This is a genomic window from Geotalea daltonii FRC-32 (assembly GCF_000022265.1).
GTDB classification, from domain to species: domain Bacteria; phylum Desulfobacterota; class Desulfuromonadia; order Geobacterales; family Geobacteraceae; genus Geotalea; species Geotalea daltonii.
Genome location: NC_011979.1, coordinates 2,811,747 through 2,827,674 on the forward strand (window position 1 = coordinate 2,811,747; position 15,928 = coordinate 2,827,674).

13 protein-coding genes are annotated in these 15,928 nt (G+C 53.0%); 12 read left to right on the top strand and 1 reads right to left on the bottom strand.

Annotation, left to right across the window (positions count from 1 at the left end):
* Window positions 1-27 precede the first annotated feature (27 nt).
* The 9 genes from GEOB_RS12710 to GEOB_RS12750 all read left to right on the top strand — a co-directional run bounded on the left by GEOB_RS12710 (window position 28) and on the right by GEOB_RS12750 (window position 9,106).
* A complete protein-coding gene (locus GEOB_RS12710; protein WP_012647643.1) occupies window positions 28-1,413 on the top strand; it encodes an efflux RND transporter periplasmic adaptor subunit in 1,386 nt (461 codons plus the stop codon).
* A gap of 129 nt (window positions 1,414-1,542) precedes the next feature.
* Window positions 1,543-4,680, top strand: coding sequence for an efflux RND transporter permease subunit (locus GEOB_RS12715; protein WP_012647644.1), 3,138 nt, complete (start codon window positions 1,543-1,545; stop codon window positions 4,678-4,680).
* 535 nt (window positions 4,681-5,215) lie between these two features.
* Window positions 5,216-5,686, top strand: coding sequence for a hypothetical protein (locus tag GEOB_RS12720; protein ID WP_012647645.1), 471 nt, complete (start codon window positions 5,216-5,218; stop codon window positions 5,684-5,686).
* Window positions 5,687-5,749: 63 nt separating this feature from the next.
* Window positions 5,750-6,019: a hypothetical protein gene (locus GEOB_RS12725; protein ID WP_012647646.1), complete on the top strand. Its 270-nt coding sequence runs from the start codon at window positions 5,750-5,752 to the stop codon at window positions 6,017-6,019.
* 95 nt (window positions 6,020-6,114) lie between these two features.
* Window positions 6,115-6,939 carry a GerMN domain-containing protein gene (locus GEOB_RS12730; protein WP_012647647.1) on the top strand — a complete coding sequence of 275 codons (825 nt, stop codon included), beginning with the start codon at window positions 6,115-6,117 and terminating at the stop codon, window positions 6,937-6,939.
* A 14-nt stretch (window positions 6,940-6,953) separates the two neighbouring features.
* Window positions 6,954-7,382 (top strand): cytochrome c, encoded by a 429-nt coding sequence (locus GEOB_RS12735; RefSeq protein WP_012647648.1) that lies wholly within the window; start codon window positions 6,954-6,956, stop codon window positions 7,380-7,382.
* Between the two features lie 31 nt (window positions 7,383-7,413).
* The gene (locus tag GEOB_RS12740; RefSeq protein ID WP_012647649.1) at window positions 7,414-8,052 is read left to right on the top strand and encodes a YHS domain-containing protein; all 639 of its coding nucleotides are present in this window, start codon (window positions 7,414-7,416) and stop codon (window positions 8,050-8,052) included.
* Between the two features lie 349 nt (window positions 8,053-8,401).
* Window positions 8,402-8,716 (top strand): hypothetical protein, encoded by a 315-nt coding sequence (locus GEOB_RS12745; protein WP_012647650.1) that lies wholly within the window; start codon window positions 8,402-8,404, stop codon window positions 8,714-8,716.
* 51 nt (window positions 8,717-8,767) lie between these two features.
* A complete protein-coding gene (locus GEOB_RS12750; RefSeq protein ID WP_012647651.1) occupies window positions 8,768-9,106 on the top strand; it encodes a hypothetical protein in 339 nt (112 codons plus the stop codon).
* Window positions 9,107-9,327: 221 nt separating this feature from the next.
* Here GEOB_RS12750 and GEOB_RS12755 read toward each other — a convergent pair whose 3' ends face one another.
* Complete coding sequence (locus GEOB_RS12755; protein ID WP_230198938.1) at window positions 9,328-11,793, bottom strand: ATP-dependent DNA helicase; 2,466 nt, start codon at window positions 11,791-11,793, stop codon at window positions 9,328-9,330.
* 135 nt (window positions 11,794-11,928) lie between these two features.
* Here GEOB_RS12755 and nifV point away from each other — a divergent pair, with 135 nt between their 5' ends.
* The 3 genes from nifV to nifD all read left to right on the top strand — a co-directional run bounded on the left by nifV (window position 11,929) and on the right by nifD (window position 15,927).
* Window positions 11,929-13,077, top strand: a complete 1,149-nt coding sequence (gene nifV, locus GEOB_RS12760) for a homocitrate synthase (RefSeq protein WP_012647653.1) — start codon at window positions 11,929-11,931, stop codon at window positions 13,075-13,077.
* A 277-nt stretch (window positions 13,078-13,354) separates the two neighbouring features.
* Window positions 13,355-14,224, top strand: a complete 870-nt coding sequence (gene nifH / locus GEOB_RS12765) for a nitrogenase iron protein (RefSeq protein WP_012647654.1) — start codon at window positions 13,355-13,357, stop codon at window positions 14,222-14,224.
* Between the two features lie 263 nt (window positions 14,225-14,487).
* Complete coding sequence (nifD, locus tag GEOB_RS12770; protein ID WP_012647655.1) at window positions 14,488-15,927, top strand: nitrogenase molybdenum-iron protein alpha chain; 1,440 nt, start codon at window positions 14,488-14,490, stop codon at window positions 15,925-15,927.
* The last annotated feature ends 1 nt before the right edge of the window (window position 15,928 follow it).

A 15,928-nucleotide genomic window follows, 5' to 3' on the forward strand; every position in this document is an offset into this window, starting at 1 on the left:
CAATTATCCATATATCGAGGTACGACCATGAGTCTGAACAAGAAAATTGCAATTCCGTTGATATTTTTGCTGATTGCCGCGGCAGCTGGCGGGGGGTGGTACCTGTGGCAGCAGAAGAACGCTAAAACGTCGACTGGAAAGGATGCGAAGGTAGCTCAGGGCAAACAGCTCTATACGTGCTCCATGCACCCGTTCATCATCAAGGACAAACCGGGCACCTGCCCCATCTGCGGCATGGAACTGATCAAGAAGATCGATGGAGCGGCAGGCAGTGGGCCGATGACTGCGGAACAAAAGCAGCAGGCGGAGATGATCGGTCACGTCTCCCTTTCCCCGACCCAGAGGGTCATGGCCAATGTGGCTACCATAGAGGTCAGGCGGCAGGATTTGAACAAGGAAATAAATGCTGTCGGCATCGTCCAGTTCGATCAGTCTCGCCAGGCCAAGGTCACCGCCTGGATAGGAGGACGAATAGACAGGCTTTTTGTTGACACGGTCGGCTCTTGGGTAAGTAAGAGCAAGCCTGTTGCTGAAGTCTACTCCCCAGATTTGGTGGCGACTCAGCAGGAATATTTGCTGGCGGTCAAGAGTCGCGACCAGCTGAAGAATTCCCCCATTGCCTCCATCTCCCAGAATGGTGACGGACTGGTGCAGTCGGCCAAGCAGCGGCTTCTGCTCTTTGGCGTCAGGGAAAAGCAGATTGCCGAATTGGAGAAGGCAGGTAAGCCCAATATCCGCCTTCCCATCTACACACCTCTTTCCGGGATAGTGATCGAAAAGATGGTGCAGCAGGGGCAGTATGTCAATACGGGTGACCAGCTGTTCAATATTGCCGACCTTTCCAATGTTTGGGTGGAAGTTGAGGTTTACGAGAATGAATTCCCTAATGTCCATATGGGACAGAGGGTGGAAATCCGTTCCCAATCCTTCCCGGGCAAGTCGTTCAGTGGCAAGGTTTCCTACATCTACCCATTTCTCGATCCGAAAACGAGGACGGTGAAGGCGAGGGTGGAAATGCCCAATCCCGGCATGAAGCTGAAACCTGACATGTTCGTCAACGCCATCATCAAGGTCCCGCTGGGATCGGCCATTGTAGTCCCAGTCACCGCGGTACTTGATACTGGAACTCGTCAGGTGGTATGGGTGGAAAGTTCACCGGGGATGTTCGAACCCCGTGATGTGAAGGTAGGACAGCAGACGGACGATAAAATCCAGATCATATCAGGCATCAATCCGGGTGACAAAGTAGCGGTATCCGGCGGCTACCTGATCGATTCCGAGTCGCAACTGAAAGGTGGCGGCGGTCAGGATCACAGCAAGCATACGGGCAAGCCGGCTGCACCGGGACAGGCTCCGGCTGCTCCTGCTCCGCCTAAACATGATGGAATGAAGATGGATGATATGAAGATGTAAAACATACCGACCACGAAGTCACGAAGGTCACGGAGTAAAATCCTCCCATATCTCGACCCATCATGCGCCTGTAATGGTTTTCTTCGTGTTCTTCGTGCCTTAGTGGTGAAAGGGTTATCAGGTTCTCACATGATCGAAAAAATTATCGAATATTCCGCCCGTAACCGGGTCATCATCCTGATGATCTTCGGCCTGATCATTGCCTGGGGTGTCTGGTCGGTCTACAAGACCCCAGTGGATGCCATCCCGGACTTGTCCGACAACCAGGTGATCGTCTTTACCGAGTATCCCGGCCGGTCACCCCAGGTGGTGGAAGACCAGGTCACCTATCCCTTGGCGGTAAACCTGCAGGGACTGCCCCAGGTGCGCGCCGTGCGTGCCTCTTCGGCCTTCGGCTTCTCCATGATTTATGTCATCTTCGAGGACAAGGCGGACATCTATTGGGCGAGGACTCGCGTTCTCGAACGGCTGAACTATGCCGCATCGCTGCTGCCGCCGGGGGTGGTGCCGACCTTGGGCCCTGACGGCACCGGTGTCGGCCATGTCTTCTGGTACACCATCGAGGGGAAAGGCTATGACCTGGCGCAGCTCAGGACCCTGCAGGACTGGTTTGTCCGCTACCAGCTGAACACTGTCCAGGGGGTGGCCGAGGTTGCTTCCATCGGGGGCCTGGTGCGCGAATACCAGATCGACCTGGACCCCAACAAGCTCTTTGCCTACGGATTGCCGGTGGGCAAGGTCATGGAGGCGGTCAAGGCCTCCAATAAGGACGTGGGGGGCAAACTCATCGAGCAGGCCGATGCCGAATATCTCATCCGTGGCCGGGGCTATGTGCAGTCCAAGGCGGACCTGGAGAACATTGTCGTCGGCGCCGACATGCGCGGAACCCCAATCTATGTGAAAAACCTGGGCACAGTGCAGATGGGGGGCGCCATACGCCGGGGCATGCTCGATATGAACGGCCAAGGCGAGGCGGTCGGCGGCATCGTCGTCATGCGCTACGGCGAGAATGCCAAGGATGTCATCGACCGGGTCAAGGTCAAGATCAAGGAGTTGGAGAAGGGGCTACCTCCCGGCGTGAAAATCATGGTCTCCTATGACCGTTCCGACCTGATCGCCCGGGCCATCGACACCCTCAAACACTCATTACTGGAAGAGTCCATCGTCGTTTCCCTGGTCATTCTCATCTTCCTGCTGCACTTCCAGAGCGCCCTGGTCATTGTCCTGACCCTCCCCATCGCCGTGCTCATCTCCTTCATCACCATGAAACTGATGGGGGTCACCTCCAACATCATGTCCCTTGGGGGTATCGCCATCGCCATCGGGGTCCTGGTGGATGCCGGGGTCATCATGGTGGAAAACTGCTACCGCCACCTGTCGGAGATGCCGCCGGAAGAGCGGGCGGCAAAGCGGCTCGAAGTGATCATCACCAGTGCCAAACAGGTCGGCCGGGCAATTTTCTTTTCCCTTGCCATCATCATCCTTTCCTTTGTGCCGGTCTTCCTCCTGGAAGGGCAGGAAGGAAAGATGTTCCACCCCCTGGCCTTCACCAAGACCTTCTCCATGATGGGCTCTGCCTTCATCGCCATCACCCTGGTGCCGGTACTGATGTATTTCTTCATGCGGGGCAAGATGCCACCAGAGAGCAGCAACCCGGTCTCCACTTTCTTTATCAGGCTCTATTCGCCGGTCATTCGCTGGGTTCTGGTGTGGAAAAAGACCACCATTGCCTTGAACGTCGTGGCCCTGCTGATTGCCATACCCATGTTCATGAATCTCGGCTCCGAATTCATGCCCCCCCTTGATGAGGGATCGCTCCTCTACATGCCGGTCACCCTGCCCAACGTCTCCATCACCGAGGCGAAGCGCCTGATCCTGGTGCAGGACACCATCATAAAAAGTGTCCCCGAGGTGGAGCATGTGCTTGGCAAGGTAGGGCGTGCCGAGACCTCCACCGACCCGGCGCCGGTCTCCATGTTCGAGAGCATCATCATTCTCAAGCCCAAGGACCAGTGGCGGCCGGGAATCAAGAAGGCTGATATCGTTGCCGAACTGGATGCCAAACTGCAGATTCCCGGCGTGCGCAACGGCTGGACCCAGCCGATCATCAACCGCATCAACATGCTCTCCACCGGGGTGCGGACCGACCTGGGGGTAAAGATCTTCGGCAATGACCTGAATGTGCTGAAAGATCTGGCGGTACAGGCGGAGGCGATCCTCAAACCCATTCCCGGTGCTGCTGATGTTGTTGCAGAGCGGGTTACCGGCGGCAATTACATCGACATCGACATCGACCGTGAGGCAGCCGCCCGCTACGGGGTCAAGGTCGGGGATATTCAGGATGTCATCGAAACATCCCTTGGTGGCGAGATGCTCTCAACCACCGTAGAAGGGCGCAACCGTTTCCCGATCCGCATCCGCTACCTGCGCGACTACCGGGACAGCATCCCCGCCATCCGCCGTATCCTGGTTTCAGGTATGGAAGGCGCCCAGGTGCCGCTGTCCCTGGTTACGAAGCTCAAGATCTCCACCGGAGCCCCCGAGATCAACAGCGAAGGAGGGCTATTACGTTCGCTGGTCTTTCTTAACGTCCGCGGCCGGGACATGGGGGGCTTCGTCACCGAGGCCAAGGAAGTGCTGGAAAAGCAGCTGAAGCTGCCTCCCGGATACTACGTGGCCTGGTCCGGCCAGTGGGAAAACCAGATTCGAGCCAAGGCCCGCCTGCAGATGCTGGTGCCGGCCGGAATCCTGATCATCTTCATCCTCCTCTACTTCACCTTCCATTCGGCACTGGAGGCGAGCATGGTCATGCTTTCGGTTCCTTTCGCCCTGATAGGGGGAGTCTATCTGGTATCGGCGTTAGGATATAACATGTCGGTGGCGGTCTGGGTCGGCTTCATCGCCCTCTACGGCATTGCCGTGGAGACCGGGGTGGTGATGGTCATTTACCTCCATGAGGCCTTGGACAAGAAGCTGATCAATGGCCCCTGCACCGAGCAGGATATCTATGATGCAACCTTCGAGGGGGCGGTTCTGCGACTGCGGCCGAAGCTGATGACCGTTGCCGTCGCCCTCCTGGGTTTGGTGCCGATCATGTGGTCATCGGGCACCGGCGCCGACGTGATGAAACCGATTGCAGCACCGATGATCGGCGGGATGATTTCTTCGGCGATTCATGTGTTGATTATGACGCCGGTTATCTTTGTCCTGATGAAGAAGCATGACCTGAAAAAAGGGAAACTCAAATACTCCGGCATGAAGCACTAATAAGGGGAGGGAATTCCGGATGAAGAAGAAATTATCGTTTGTTTTGTTATTAGCGGGCCTATGGATGCTGCAAGCCTGCGCTGTATTTGATGGTACTACCGGCAGCTCTGATCGGAGTTATTACGGCAATGGAAATTACGGCAATGGGAGTTATGGTAGAGGTGGTCATTCTGGCCATTGAAACTCAATGATTATATAGTTTCCATCCGGAAAGGGTGCTTTTCTGCCCTGGCGGCGTCAATCTGCGGGCTTACTTGTGCGACGTACCGATGTACGTCTCCGCGCAAGCCCTTGATTTCCTTGCCAGAACAAAAAATCCCCTCTTTCCGAATCGGAAACCACTAGTTTCTCATCCGGAGTTTCCGGATGGAAACTATATAGTAGAATATCCTTCGCAAGTGTTGAATATTCTCTATGACTATCTGCTTGTTCAAGTCTTAAACGGTTAAATACCGGGAACTTATCTGCTGGCATGACAAATGCTCTACATGGAACATCTTTACAAAATACTCTCAGTTAAAGGAGAAACCGTAACATGAAGAAAATGACGGTACTGATCGCAGCGCTTTTTGCTTTAACAGCTCCCATTGCATCCTTTGCTGCCATGAATCATGGAGGTGGTCATGATATGGGTCATGGTGGACGTCAGGGCGATGTTGCCCATGAAGAGGTAGTAGATGGTGTCAAGGCGACCTTTAAGGTCATGAGCATGAAAGAGCACATGAAAGCCATGAAGATGGAAATGCCTAAAGAGATGAAAGAGACTCATCATATTGCTGTCGAGTTCAAAGACGCCAAAACCGGCAAAGCCTTGACTGAGGGTGATGTTAAGGTCAAGGTTCAGGGCCCCGATAAAGCAGAGCAGACAAAGGATTTAATGGGAATGCAAGGACACTTTGGCGCCGACTTCGAATTAGCCAAAAAAGGGAAGTACGGTATAATGTCCAAATTCAAGTTGAAGGACGGAAAGGTTCGCAGCTCCAAGTTTTGGTACACCGTGAAGTAGGGCTTCCAATGTTGTGTTTTACGGAGAGTTGCCTCTCCGATTTTCCTGAAGGAGGACATGTTTATGAAAAAATGGGCTGTAATCGTGATGGCAGTTGGGCTGTTCGGTGCGATGCCGGTTTTGGCTGCCGAGCATGGCAACATGAAGATGGACACAAAAGAGGGTGTAAGGCAGTGCGCCCTTCAGGCCGAGTCTATCCAGCAGAAAATTAAACGACTCCAGAGTGAGGTTAAAAAAGGCAACAAGAACTATAGCGCCGAAGAGCTGAAGAATCTGGAAGACAAGCTGAAAGAGGCGAACAAACTTCTCGAAGACATAACCAAAGGGAATTAACAGGTAACAAAAAGTTTACTCCACACAGTAAGAATTTGAAAAACGGAGGGGGTGGTTTGCTATAAACCACCCCCCATTATTTCCGGGTTCCATTGATGAAAATCACTCATGCCATAGTTATTCTGATTTTAGCACTGTCTGCGAACGCGGGTTGCAAACAGCAAGAAAATTCATCCGAGCCAGGAAAAGTCACTACCACATCTGCCTACGAAAAAGCTTTCGGCCCTGCTCCCCCAGTGGACAAAGGAACTGCGTTCGCGTTTGTCATCTATTTCCCCTTGGCCAAAGAACCATCAAAGGTCGTACCGTTTCCTTTCTTCACCTTCGATGAAGCAAGCATGAAAAAGATTGCCATAGAGCGGCTCTTGAGCGGCATGGATACAGGCAGCTACCAGGGCGAGTTTATGACCTCGCCACCGGGAACCCGAATCGTTTCCATAACCGATGATAAGGGTGCCGTAACGGTAACTCTCAGTAAGGTTCCTGAAAGCCTTCCTCTTGCCATTGCTCTGACTCTTCAGCAATTCAAGGGAGTTTCCACTGTCCATATTCTGGAAGACGGGAGCCAAAACCCTCTCAAGGTGGTAGCAGACGAAACTGCAATCAGGCCACCGGGGCCTCCCAGACTTCTCAGTGTGGTGGCCCTCAGGGATAAAGGAGCAAAAGAGATCGAAGAAGTCGATGCCTATTTCGACCGTCCTGTGGAGGTTGAAGAGCTGAAGCTGATGTCCGGGGATGGCGAACAACTCCCCGGTGATCTTTACCACTCGGTATTCGACATGGCCGGCGTCCTTAAACCCAAGGATCGGGCGCAGTTGAAGGAGCAGATGCCGGTCCACGTGCGCTGGAAGGTAGTGGACAAGCTGGGCAGGCAGGCGCAAGGGGATAAGGTCTGGCAGCTGGAAGTGAAGGAACATTAAAAAATGGAGGGTATATGAGAAGCACCATCAGTCTTATCTGCATTTTTTCTGCGTTAGCAGTTAACGGAGCCACTTTCGCTCATGGTACGGAACAGCATGGCAAGGCGGCGAAGAATACCCACCAGATGAAGAAGCTGCATGCAATGATGCCGATGCTTTCCACTGCTTCAGCCAGACTGGAAAAAGCATTGGATGAAGGCGACACAGCTGCCGCTGAGGCAGCAACACGGCAAATTCTATTAGCGATTCCGGATCTGAAAAAATCCACTCCCCACAGGAATATCAAACAGAAGAAACAGTATGTTGTGCTGGCAGGAGATCTTGAACAGGCTGTAAGCTCGACGCTTGATCTGGCAAAAAAGAGAGATCAAGCCGGTGCAAAAGCAGCCTTCAGGAAGGCAAAGGAGGCATGTGCAGCATGCCATGAAAAATTTCGTGATTGATAGGCATAATATCGATGAAAGGAGATAGGTCATGGTAAATGAAACCACTTTAGGCGAAAAGATTACGAGCCGCCTTCAACAGCATAAGCGTGACCTTGCTAAACAACAACAGCAGTTGGACAGCAGAATGAAAGACCTGCTTGAAGAGCGTGAGCAGCTGGCTTCGGTTGGCAAGGTATGGATTGAAAAGGTAATTCTTCCACGCCTGAAGGAACTGGAAAAATACTTCGACAACGGTAAAGTGGAAATCATGAACCTTGATTCGAATCTGAGCTGTGCCTGTGAATTTGCCCATACAACGAGATTTCCTGCCACTGTCAGGCTTAATATCTCCTTGTTGCCTGGTAACGGATACCTGACGGCGCGCTATGACCTGACTATTCTTCCTGTACTGATGGAGTACACACTCACTGTGGAAGAAAAATTTTCCATTGAAAGCGACGAAGAAGCACTGGCCATCTGGGTAGAAGACCGTATAGTAGATTTCATAGATACATATCTGCGCCTGGAAACGCATCCGCTCTACCAGAAAGACAATACGGTGGTCGATATTGTCTGTGGAATGCGCATCCCTTCAATCTCGGCAACCAGTAAAGTAGAACGTGATGGCAGAATATTTTATTTTTGTTCTGAGCACTGCAGGGAGGCTTTTATCAAGCAGAATAATTAGCGACGGTTTTAAAGATTTATTGTAATTGATTTATGGCATAAATTGTAATACCACACTCTCTGTTTGCTCCAGACAATTATTCAACTCTTTCCTCATTCAGATTTTAATTAACCTACCCCCCATTATCGTTCAGTTCATCTGCCCTCAAATAGAGAATATCCTCCAATCGCAGATAATAAATGGAGACTATTCTATAAATTTAATCACCATTATCATTTTCTTGTTCTACAATCAAACCTCATTCCAGGTAGTTACGTCCTTTCTGCTCTTTGGCACGCATGTTGATATTGAATAGTTAACAAGTACAGGCTTACACCTGACATATTTCGACTCTAAAGGAGAGAGAAAAATGAAAAGGAAAATTATTATAGGAATTGCTTTGGCAATGGGGATGGTGGCGGCAGCAATGCCGGCTTCGGCTGCAGGTTCATGCCGGGAAGAAGGAAAATGTGCCGATAAGCAGATATTTCAGCAGTTTACTCAGGAAACGTCTGGTTTGGTCAGTGCTTTAAAAGCGAAGGATCTGGAGCTTAGAGAGCAATATGCTTTCGATCGTATCGATGCAAGTACAGTAGGCGAACTTGAGGCGGAGCTTGATGAGCTAAAAGGCCAAATCAACACTGTAGGAGAGAAATTTGGAATCCCTCTCTGTTGCCGGAGTTAATGCATTCCCGAACAAGATGCCATCACACAGCTGTACGAGAGGAGAGCGGCAATGAAAAAGAAAATAGTTCCCATGATGATGTTGGGATTGAGTATGCTCTCAGTCGGAATCGCATCTGCATCAGGGCTCGATGCCGCAGGTCAGAAAGCTTGCGCCGAGAACCCGGCTTATCGACAATTTATGGAAGAGACTGCCGCCTTGAGAAATGCTTTGAAGGCAAAGGATGCCGAACTGAGGGAGCAGGAAGGCTATGCAGGCATCGAGCGTGGCTATGAAGGTATGGATTTGGAGAAGGTCGGTAAACTTCAGACAGAACGTAAAGCGCTCGAAGCCAGAATAAATCTGGCAGCGCAAAAACATGGGATAAAACCAGCTGGCGGAAAAGAATAAATGGGGGCAGGATAATTCGATACCAGCTGGAGAACCTTTACCAGCGGTGCCAAGCGGTTAAGGCAGGTTCTATAAGATTCCAAAACGTGTTATTGGGCGTACCCTTGAATCCCTCCTTCTTCGGGGTACGCCATTTTTTAAAACCATAGGCTCGTGCCGGTGGCTGTGCCAGCGGTTGCTTTAATGCTTCTTTGCCGTCTGAAATAGAAAGGCTCTTTTACTTAAGGTTGACACAGACCATCAGCGGCAAGACCTTCATCCGCATCTCCACTGCGCCAGAATTCGTCCACTTCTCCGAGAATACTATCGGAAACAAGTTCCCTTGCCTCCGACCGGAACCAGTCGGCGGGCATGGAACGGCTGTAACCAGGTTCCGTGAACCTGCTGTCCATGAGGACGATCAAACCGCGATCGGTCTCCGAGCGGATGACTCTGCCGGCTGCCTGGACCGCTTTGGCCATGGCGGGAATGATATAGGCATAGTCGAAACCGGCGCCGTATCGCTGCTGATAATAGCGCCTCATCTCCTCCCTTTCCAGATCGAAGCTCGGCAGGGGCGGTCCGACAATGAAGGCACCTATCAACGTTTCCCCGGCATAGTCCATCCCTTCGGCCAGGGACCCTCCCTGAACGGCAAAAACGATATTTGCCCCATTGGTCTCCTGGAGCTGCTCCATGATCGTTTTCACTTGACTGGTCTTGATGTTCCGCTCCTGCAGGATGAGGGAGAAACCGGCAGGAAGTTGGAAAAACGCTGCCAACCGTTCGAGAAAATCAAAGCTGGGAAAGAAGACGATATAATTGCCGCGGCGCAGGGAGGCAATGCGCACCACCGCTTCGGCGATCCTCGCATAATTCCGCTCCCTTTGGCTGTAGCGGGTTGAAACCTGCGGGATCAGCATCAGCTTTCGCCGATGCGTGGGGAAGGGGGAGGTAAACTCCGCCGTCAGGGTCTTTTCCAGGTCCAGTCCGGAAAGGGTTTTATAGTAGTCGAATGGTTTGAGCGTGGCGGAAAAGGCCACCACTTGCTGATAATTGTCATAGCAGTCCCTGATCATGGCTGAGGCGTCGCAGCACGTTATTTTGACCGTGCCGGTTGGATGCCAGGTGGTGAAAAATTCTGCCCGCGCAGGGTCTGCCGCATATTCAAGGGCGTTGGTGAATTCCGACCAGTAAAAACTAAGACGGAGAATGACATCATGGTGCTGTATTTCCACCATGGACTCCAGGTAGCGGGTAAGAAGGGTACGCAGTCGAATGTCCTGCTCAAGAAATGCGTCTACAGGGGGCTCGATAACAGCAGGTTTTTTGCCATGGCCGCAGGAGGCAACGGTACTGAGGCAGCCATCGAGAATGTTTTCAGCTTCCCTGCGAAAACGCTGTGCGATAGATTTTATTTCATTACGCATTTTCTCCAATACCACCGAGGAGAGCGCCGGCGAATAGCATTCCATCGCTCTTGAAGGAAGATTGTGTGCCTCGTCGATGACCAGATTCGCCTTGCCTGTCTGGTCGATACCTGGGTTGGTCATGCCGGAGAGAGCCGATCTGGGGGCAAAGATGTAATTGTAGTCGCAGATCACCACATCGGCCTCTTCCATCCCCTCAAGCTGCAATTCGAATGGACAGACCTGGTATTTCTCCCCCAGTTCCCGAAAACTACGCGCCGTCAGCTTTCTTTTGCGGGCAAGAAGATCACGAATGCCATATTCATACACCTTGGTGTAGTAATCTAGTGCATATTCGCAGAATTCAGGGTTGCACAACGGTTCGTTCTTGAAGCAGATCTTTCCCTTGGCGGTAATGGAGAGGGATTTGAGGTGGGAACCGGTATCATGGAAACGGCGGACGGCATCTTCGGCAACGGAATGCTGGCTGTTTTTCGGTGTGACGTAGATGACCTGCTGCCCCCTGCCCAAGGCCTCTTTCAGTACCGGGTAGAGCACGCCGACCGTTTTTCCCAACCCGGTGGGAGCCTGGATCAGCATCGGTTTCCCTTCGTTCATCCCCTGGTCGATGGTCTCCATGAGTTCAATCTGGCCGGGGCGCGGATCAGGGAAGGGAAAGACAAAGCCTGCGGCCATCTTTCGCCGCCGGGCTGCCCGTTTTTCAGCCAACCGTGTTTCCCTGACCAGTTCGTCAAGTCTTTCCTCCAGCCACTGTTCATAGAGAGTAATATCCAGCTGCAGCGGCAGATCAAGTGAGTCAGCGCTACGGGAAGAAACCAGATGAAAGGATAACTCAGGGATAACTCCTTGTCTGAGCCAGTAAAAATAGCCGTAACTGAACAGCTGCAGGCAGTAGGGATGGTCCAGCGGCTGATTGTCAAGGCGGCGGGCCAGTTCCGACAGGTTGAAAGTAGACTTTATCTCCTCAATTTTAGGCGGCTCGGTATCAAACAGGCCGTCCATGCGCCCATCCACCCGGAAGCAGAACTCTTCCCTCTGAAACTCTGCGCCGATGGCCACTTCAGAGCGGTAGGACCCGTCGCTCTTCGCCCGCTTCTTTTGCACCTTGAGATGAATTTCCTGGCCCTCGGCGGCTGCGCGGCCGTATCCCGAAAGGGCCTCGATGCTCCCTTTCCTGGGCACAGGTATGGCGAATTCCCTCAGGGGGATGTTGATTAATTTTTGAGCTGCGACCATGGCATGAGTGTAGAGTATTTTACCGCAGAGATAAAGACCCATATGGATTGTATGGAGCTTGAAGAGGCAGTGGCACAGGTCGTGCTAGTACAAGTGCAACGGAAGATTTCCAGCGGCAATGGCGCCCGGAGGGAAGTAATAATTCCTTCGGGCGTTTTTGCTTTAAAAGGGGGAGCCATGGAAGGAATCAGCAGCAGTATCATTATCGATGACACCACCCTTCGTGACGGCGAGCAGACGGCAGGTGTGGTTTTCAGCAAAAAGGAAAAGATCGCCATCGCCACCATGCTCGACGCCATGGGCATCCAGGAGCTGGAATGCGGCATACCGGCCATGGGCAAAGATGAACAAGCATCCATTCGTGCCCTGGTCGACCTTGGGCTCAATGCCCGGCTTATTACCTGGAACCGCGCCGTCAGGGAGGATATCGAGGCAAGCATTGCCTGTGGTGTCAAGGCGGTGGATATCTCCCTTTCCGTCTCGGATATCATGATTGCCCATAAATTGGGCAAAAATAGAGAATGGGTAAAGGACCAGTTAAAACGGACTCTTGAATTCTGCAAGAAAAAAGGGCTGTATGTCTCGGTCGGTGGCGAAGATTCAAGCCGTGCGGAGATTCCTTTTCTCCTGGAACTGATGTCCATTGCCCTGGAATTTGGCGCCGACCGCTTCCGTTACTGCGACACCCTCGGTATTCTCGATCCATTTACCATGTTTGACAATATAGCCGCGCTGCGCCGGGGAGTGCCCGAACTGGACCTGGAGGTCCACACCCACAACGATTTGGGCATGGCCACGGCCAATGCCATTGCCGGTATCAGGGCGGGTGCACGCTTTGTCAACACCACCGTCAATGGCCTGGGTGAGCGTGCCGGCAATGCAGCCCTGGAAGAGGTGGTCATGGCCCTGAAACTGGCATTGGGCATTGAGCTCGGAATCGAGACCAGACAGTTTCATCAAATTTCGAAGCTGGTAGGCTCCGCTTCCCGGCGGCCCGTTCCCCCCTGGAAAGCCGTGGTGGGGGAACGGGTATTCTCCCACGAGTCGGGACTCCATACTGATGGGGTTATCAAGGATCCTGCAAACTATGAAGGGTTTGATCCCGAAGAGGTGGGGCTCAGGCGGCACCTTGTGGTTGGCAAGCACTCCGGCGCCAGTGGACTGATGGAAAGGTACCGTTCCATGGGGATCCACATGGAACGGGAGGAAGCCAAGATGCTCCTTTGCCGGGTCAGATCCACCGCACAACGAAACAAGCAGGCATTGAGCGATAAAGATCTCTCCAGGCTGTACCTGGATAATAAGGCAGACAACTGGGCCGCTTGATGATGATTCAGCAGTGATTAAAAAAGCGGCAATTGTCTTGATTTCTTTAAAGTGTTGGATGAGAAAATAGAGCAAACATTGTGAAAAACAATAGATTTAAGAACTTGGCATAAGCAATGCAAAAAGGTAAGCACATAATCACATAAAAGAATACGCTGCAGTATTCATACGAGTCACCGGCAAAGGCGCCACCATTCAAGAAAATGGGGGCGCCTTTTTTGTTGCCCCGCAAAATCAGCGGCGGTCCACGGATGAGTGGCCGCAAAAGGAGAGTAACATGAGACAGATAGCGATCTACGGCAAGGGCGGCATCGGCAAGTCAACCACAACCCAGAATCTGGTGGCGGGACTCGCCTCCCTCGGCAAGAAGATGATGATCGTCGGCTGCGATCCCAAGGCCGACTCCACCCGCCTCATCCTCCACGCCAAGGCGCAGAACACGGTCATGGACCTGGTGCGGGAACTGGGGACGGTTGAGGATCTGGAGCTGGAAGATGTTCTAAAGATCGGCTACGGCGACACCAAGTGCGTCGAATCCGGTGGCCCGGAGCCGGGTGTCGGCTGCGCCGGCCGTGGCGTCATCACCGCCATCAACTTTCTGGAAGAGAACGGCGCCTACACTCCGGACCTGGACTTCGTCTTCTACGACGTTCTCGGCGACGTCGTCTGCGGCGGGTTCGCCATGCCGATCCGGGAGAACAAGGCCGAAGAGATCTACATCGTTTGCTCCGGCGAGATGATGGCCATGTACGCCGCCAACAACATCTCCAAGGGGATCCTCAAGTACGCATCGAGCGGCAAGGTCCGCCTCGGCGGCCTGATCTGCAACGCCAGAAAGACCGACAAGGAATTTGAACTGGTCAGCGCCCTGGCAGCAAAACTCGGTACCCAGATGATCCACTTCGTTCCCCGCGACAATCAGGTTCAAAGGGCTGAGATGCGCCGGATGACGGTCATCGAATATTCCCCGGAACATCCACAGGCAGAGGAGTACCGGACCTTGGCGAAGAAGATATCCGAGAACAAGATGCTGGTGGTTCCTACGCCGCTGGAGATGGAAGAGCTGGAAGACCTGCTCATGGAGTACGGTATCATGGAGGCGGAGGATGAGAGTGTCGTCGGCGTAGCCGAGGCTGCTGCTAAGTGACGAACGCTTTTGGGCCATTTCGGCGTTGCCTTCGTCATCGCTTGTGCGACGTGGCGTTGCCACGCCTCCGCGCTCTTCCTCGGCGCCGCCGAACTGACTCCAAAATCGTTCGCCAGTTGGTTTAAAAAATGAACCGCAACGCCTCAGATGGACTTTTGGCGGAGCCGTATAATGAGGCTCCACCCCCCTTCACAGTGTTCGCTTCCTCCCTATGAAATAGGGGGGATAGAGGGGGGTTTACAACGAAACAGAGGGGATTTCTTATGTCAGATGCGATAACGAAAATAGAAGGCATTACCAAAGAGTCGACCCAGTCCATGATCGACGAAGCACTTGAAATTTATCCCGAAAAAGCGAAGAAAAAACGGGCTCCACATTTGGCTCCCAATGCCGGTGAAGGCGCTTGCGTAAAATCCAACCGCAAAACGGTTCCCGGAATCATGAGCGCCCGGGGGTGTGCCTACGCAGGCGCCAAGGGGGTTGTCTGGGGGCCGATCCGCGATATGGTCCATGTTTCACATGGACCGGTCGGTTGCGGCTGGTACTCGTGGGGAACCCGGCGTAACCTCATGACCGGCATCAACGGGGTCAACCAGTTCGCCATGCAGTTTACCTCCGATTTTCAGGAAAAGGATATCGTCTACGGGGGGGACAAAAAACTGAAGCAGCTGCTGGTTGAGGCGAAGGAACTTTTCCCGCTGGCCAAGGGCATTTCCGTCCTTTCCGAATGCCCCGTCGGCCTCATCGGCGACGATATCAACGCCGTGGCAAAGCAGTCGGCCAAGGAACTGGACATCCCGATCATCCCCTGCAACTGCGAGGGGTTCCGCGGTGTTTCCCAGTCCCTGGGGCACCATATCAGCAACGACACCATTCGCGACCACATCATCGGTACCAGAGAGTTTGCCGAGCCTGAAACCCCTTACGACATCGCCCTTATCGGCGATTACAACATCGGCGGCGACGTCTGGTCGGTAAAGCCGCTGCTGGAAGAAATCGGCCTCAACGTCAAGTCGGTCTGGACCGGCGACGGCGAACTGGAGAAGATCGCCGCCACCCATAGGGTGAAATTGAATCTGATCCACTGTTACCGCTCCATGAACTACATGTGCCGGGTCATGGAAGAGAAATACGGCATTCCCTGGCTGGAGTTCAACTTCTTCGGTCCGACCAAGATCAGGGAGAGCCTGCGGAAGATTGCCGACTTTTTTGACGACACTATCAAGGAGAAGGTAGAAGCGGCCATTGCCAAGTATGATCCTTTGATGCAGGCGGTCATCGACGAATACCGTCCCCGCCTGGAAGGAAAGAAGGTGATGCTCTATGTGGGCGGTCTCCGTCCCCGGCACACGGTCAACGCCTATGCCGATCTGGGGATGACGGTCGTGGGAAGCGGCTACGAGTTTGCCCATGGCGACGACTATGAGCGAACATCTCCAGAAATGCCCGAAGCGACTGTCATTTACGATGACGCCTCCGAACACGAACTGGAGGAATTCGTCCATAAGCTTCGTCCCGACCTTGTGGGAAGCGGCATCAAGGAAAAGTACCTGTTCCAGAAGATGGGCATTCCGTTCCGCCAGATGCACAGCTGGGATTACTCTGGTCCCTATCATGCCTATAATGGCTTTCCGATCTTTGCCAGGGATGTGGATATGGCGATTAATAGTCCAACGTGGTCACTGGTCAAGGCACCTTTCTAGC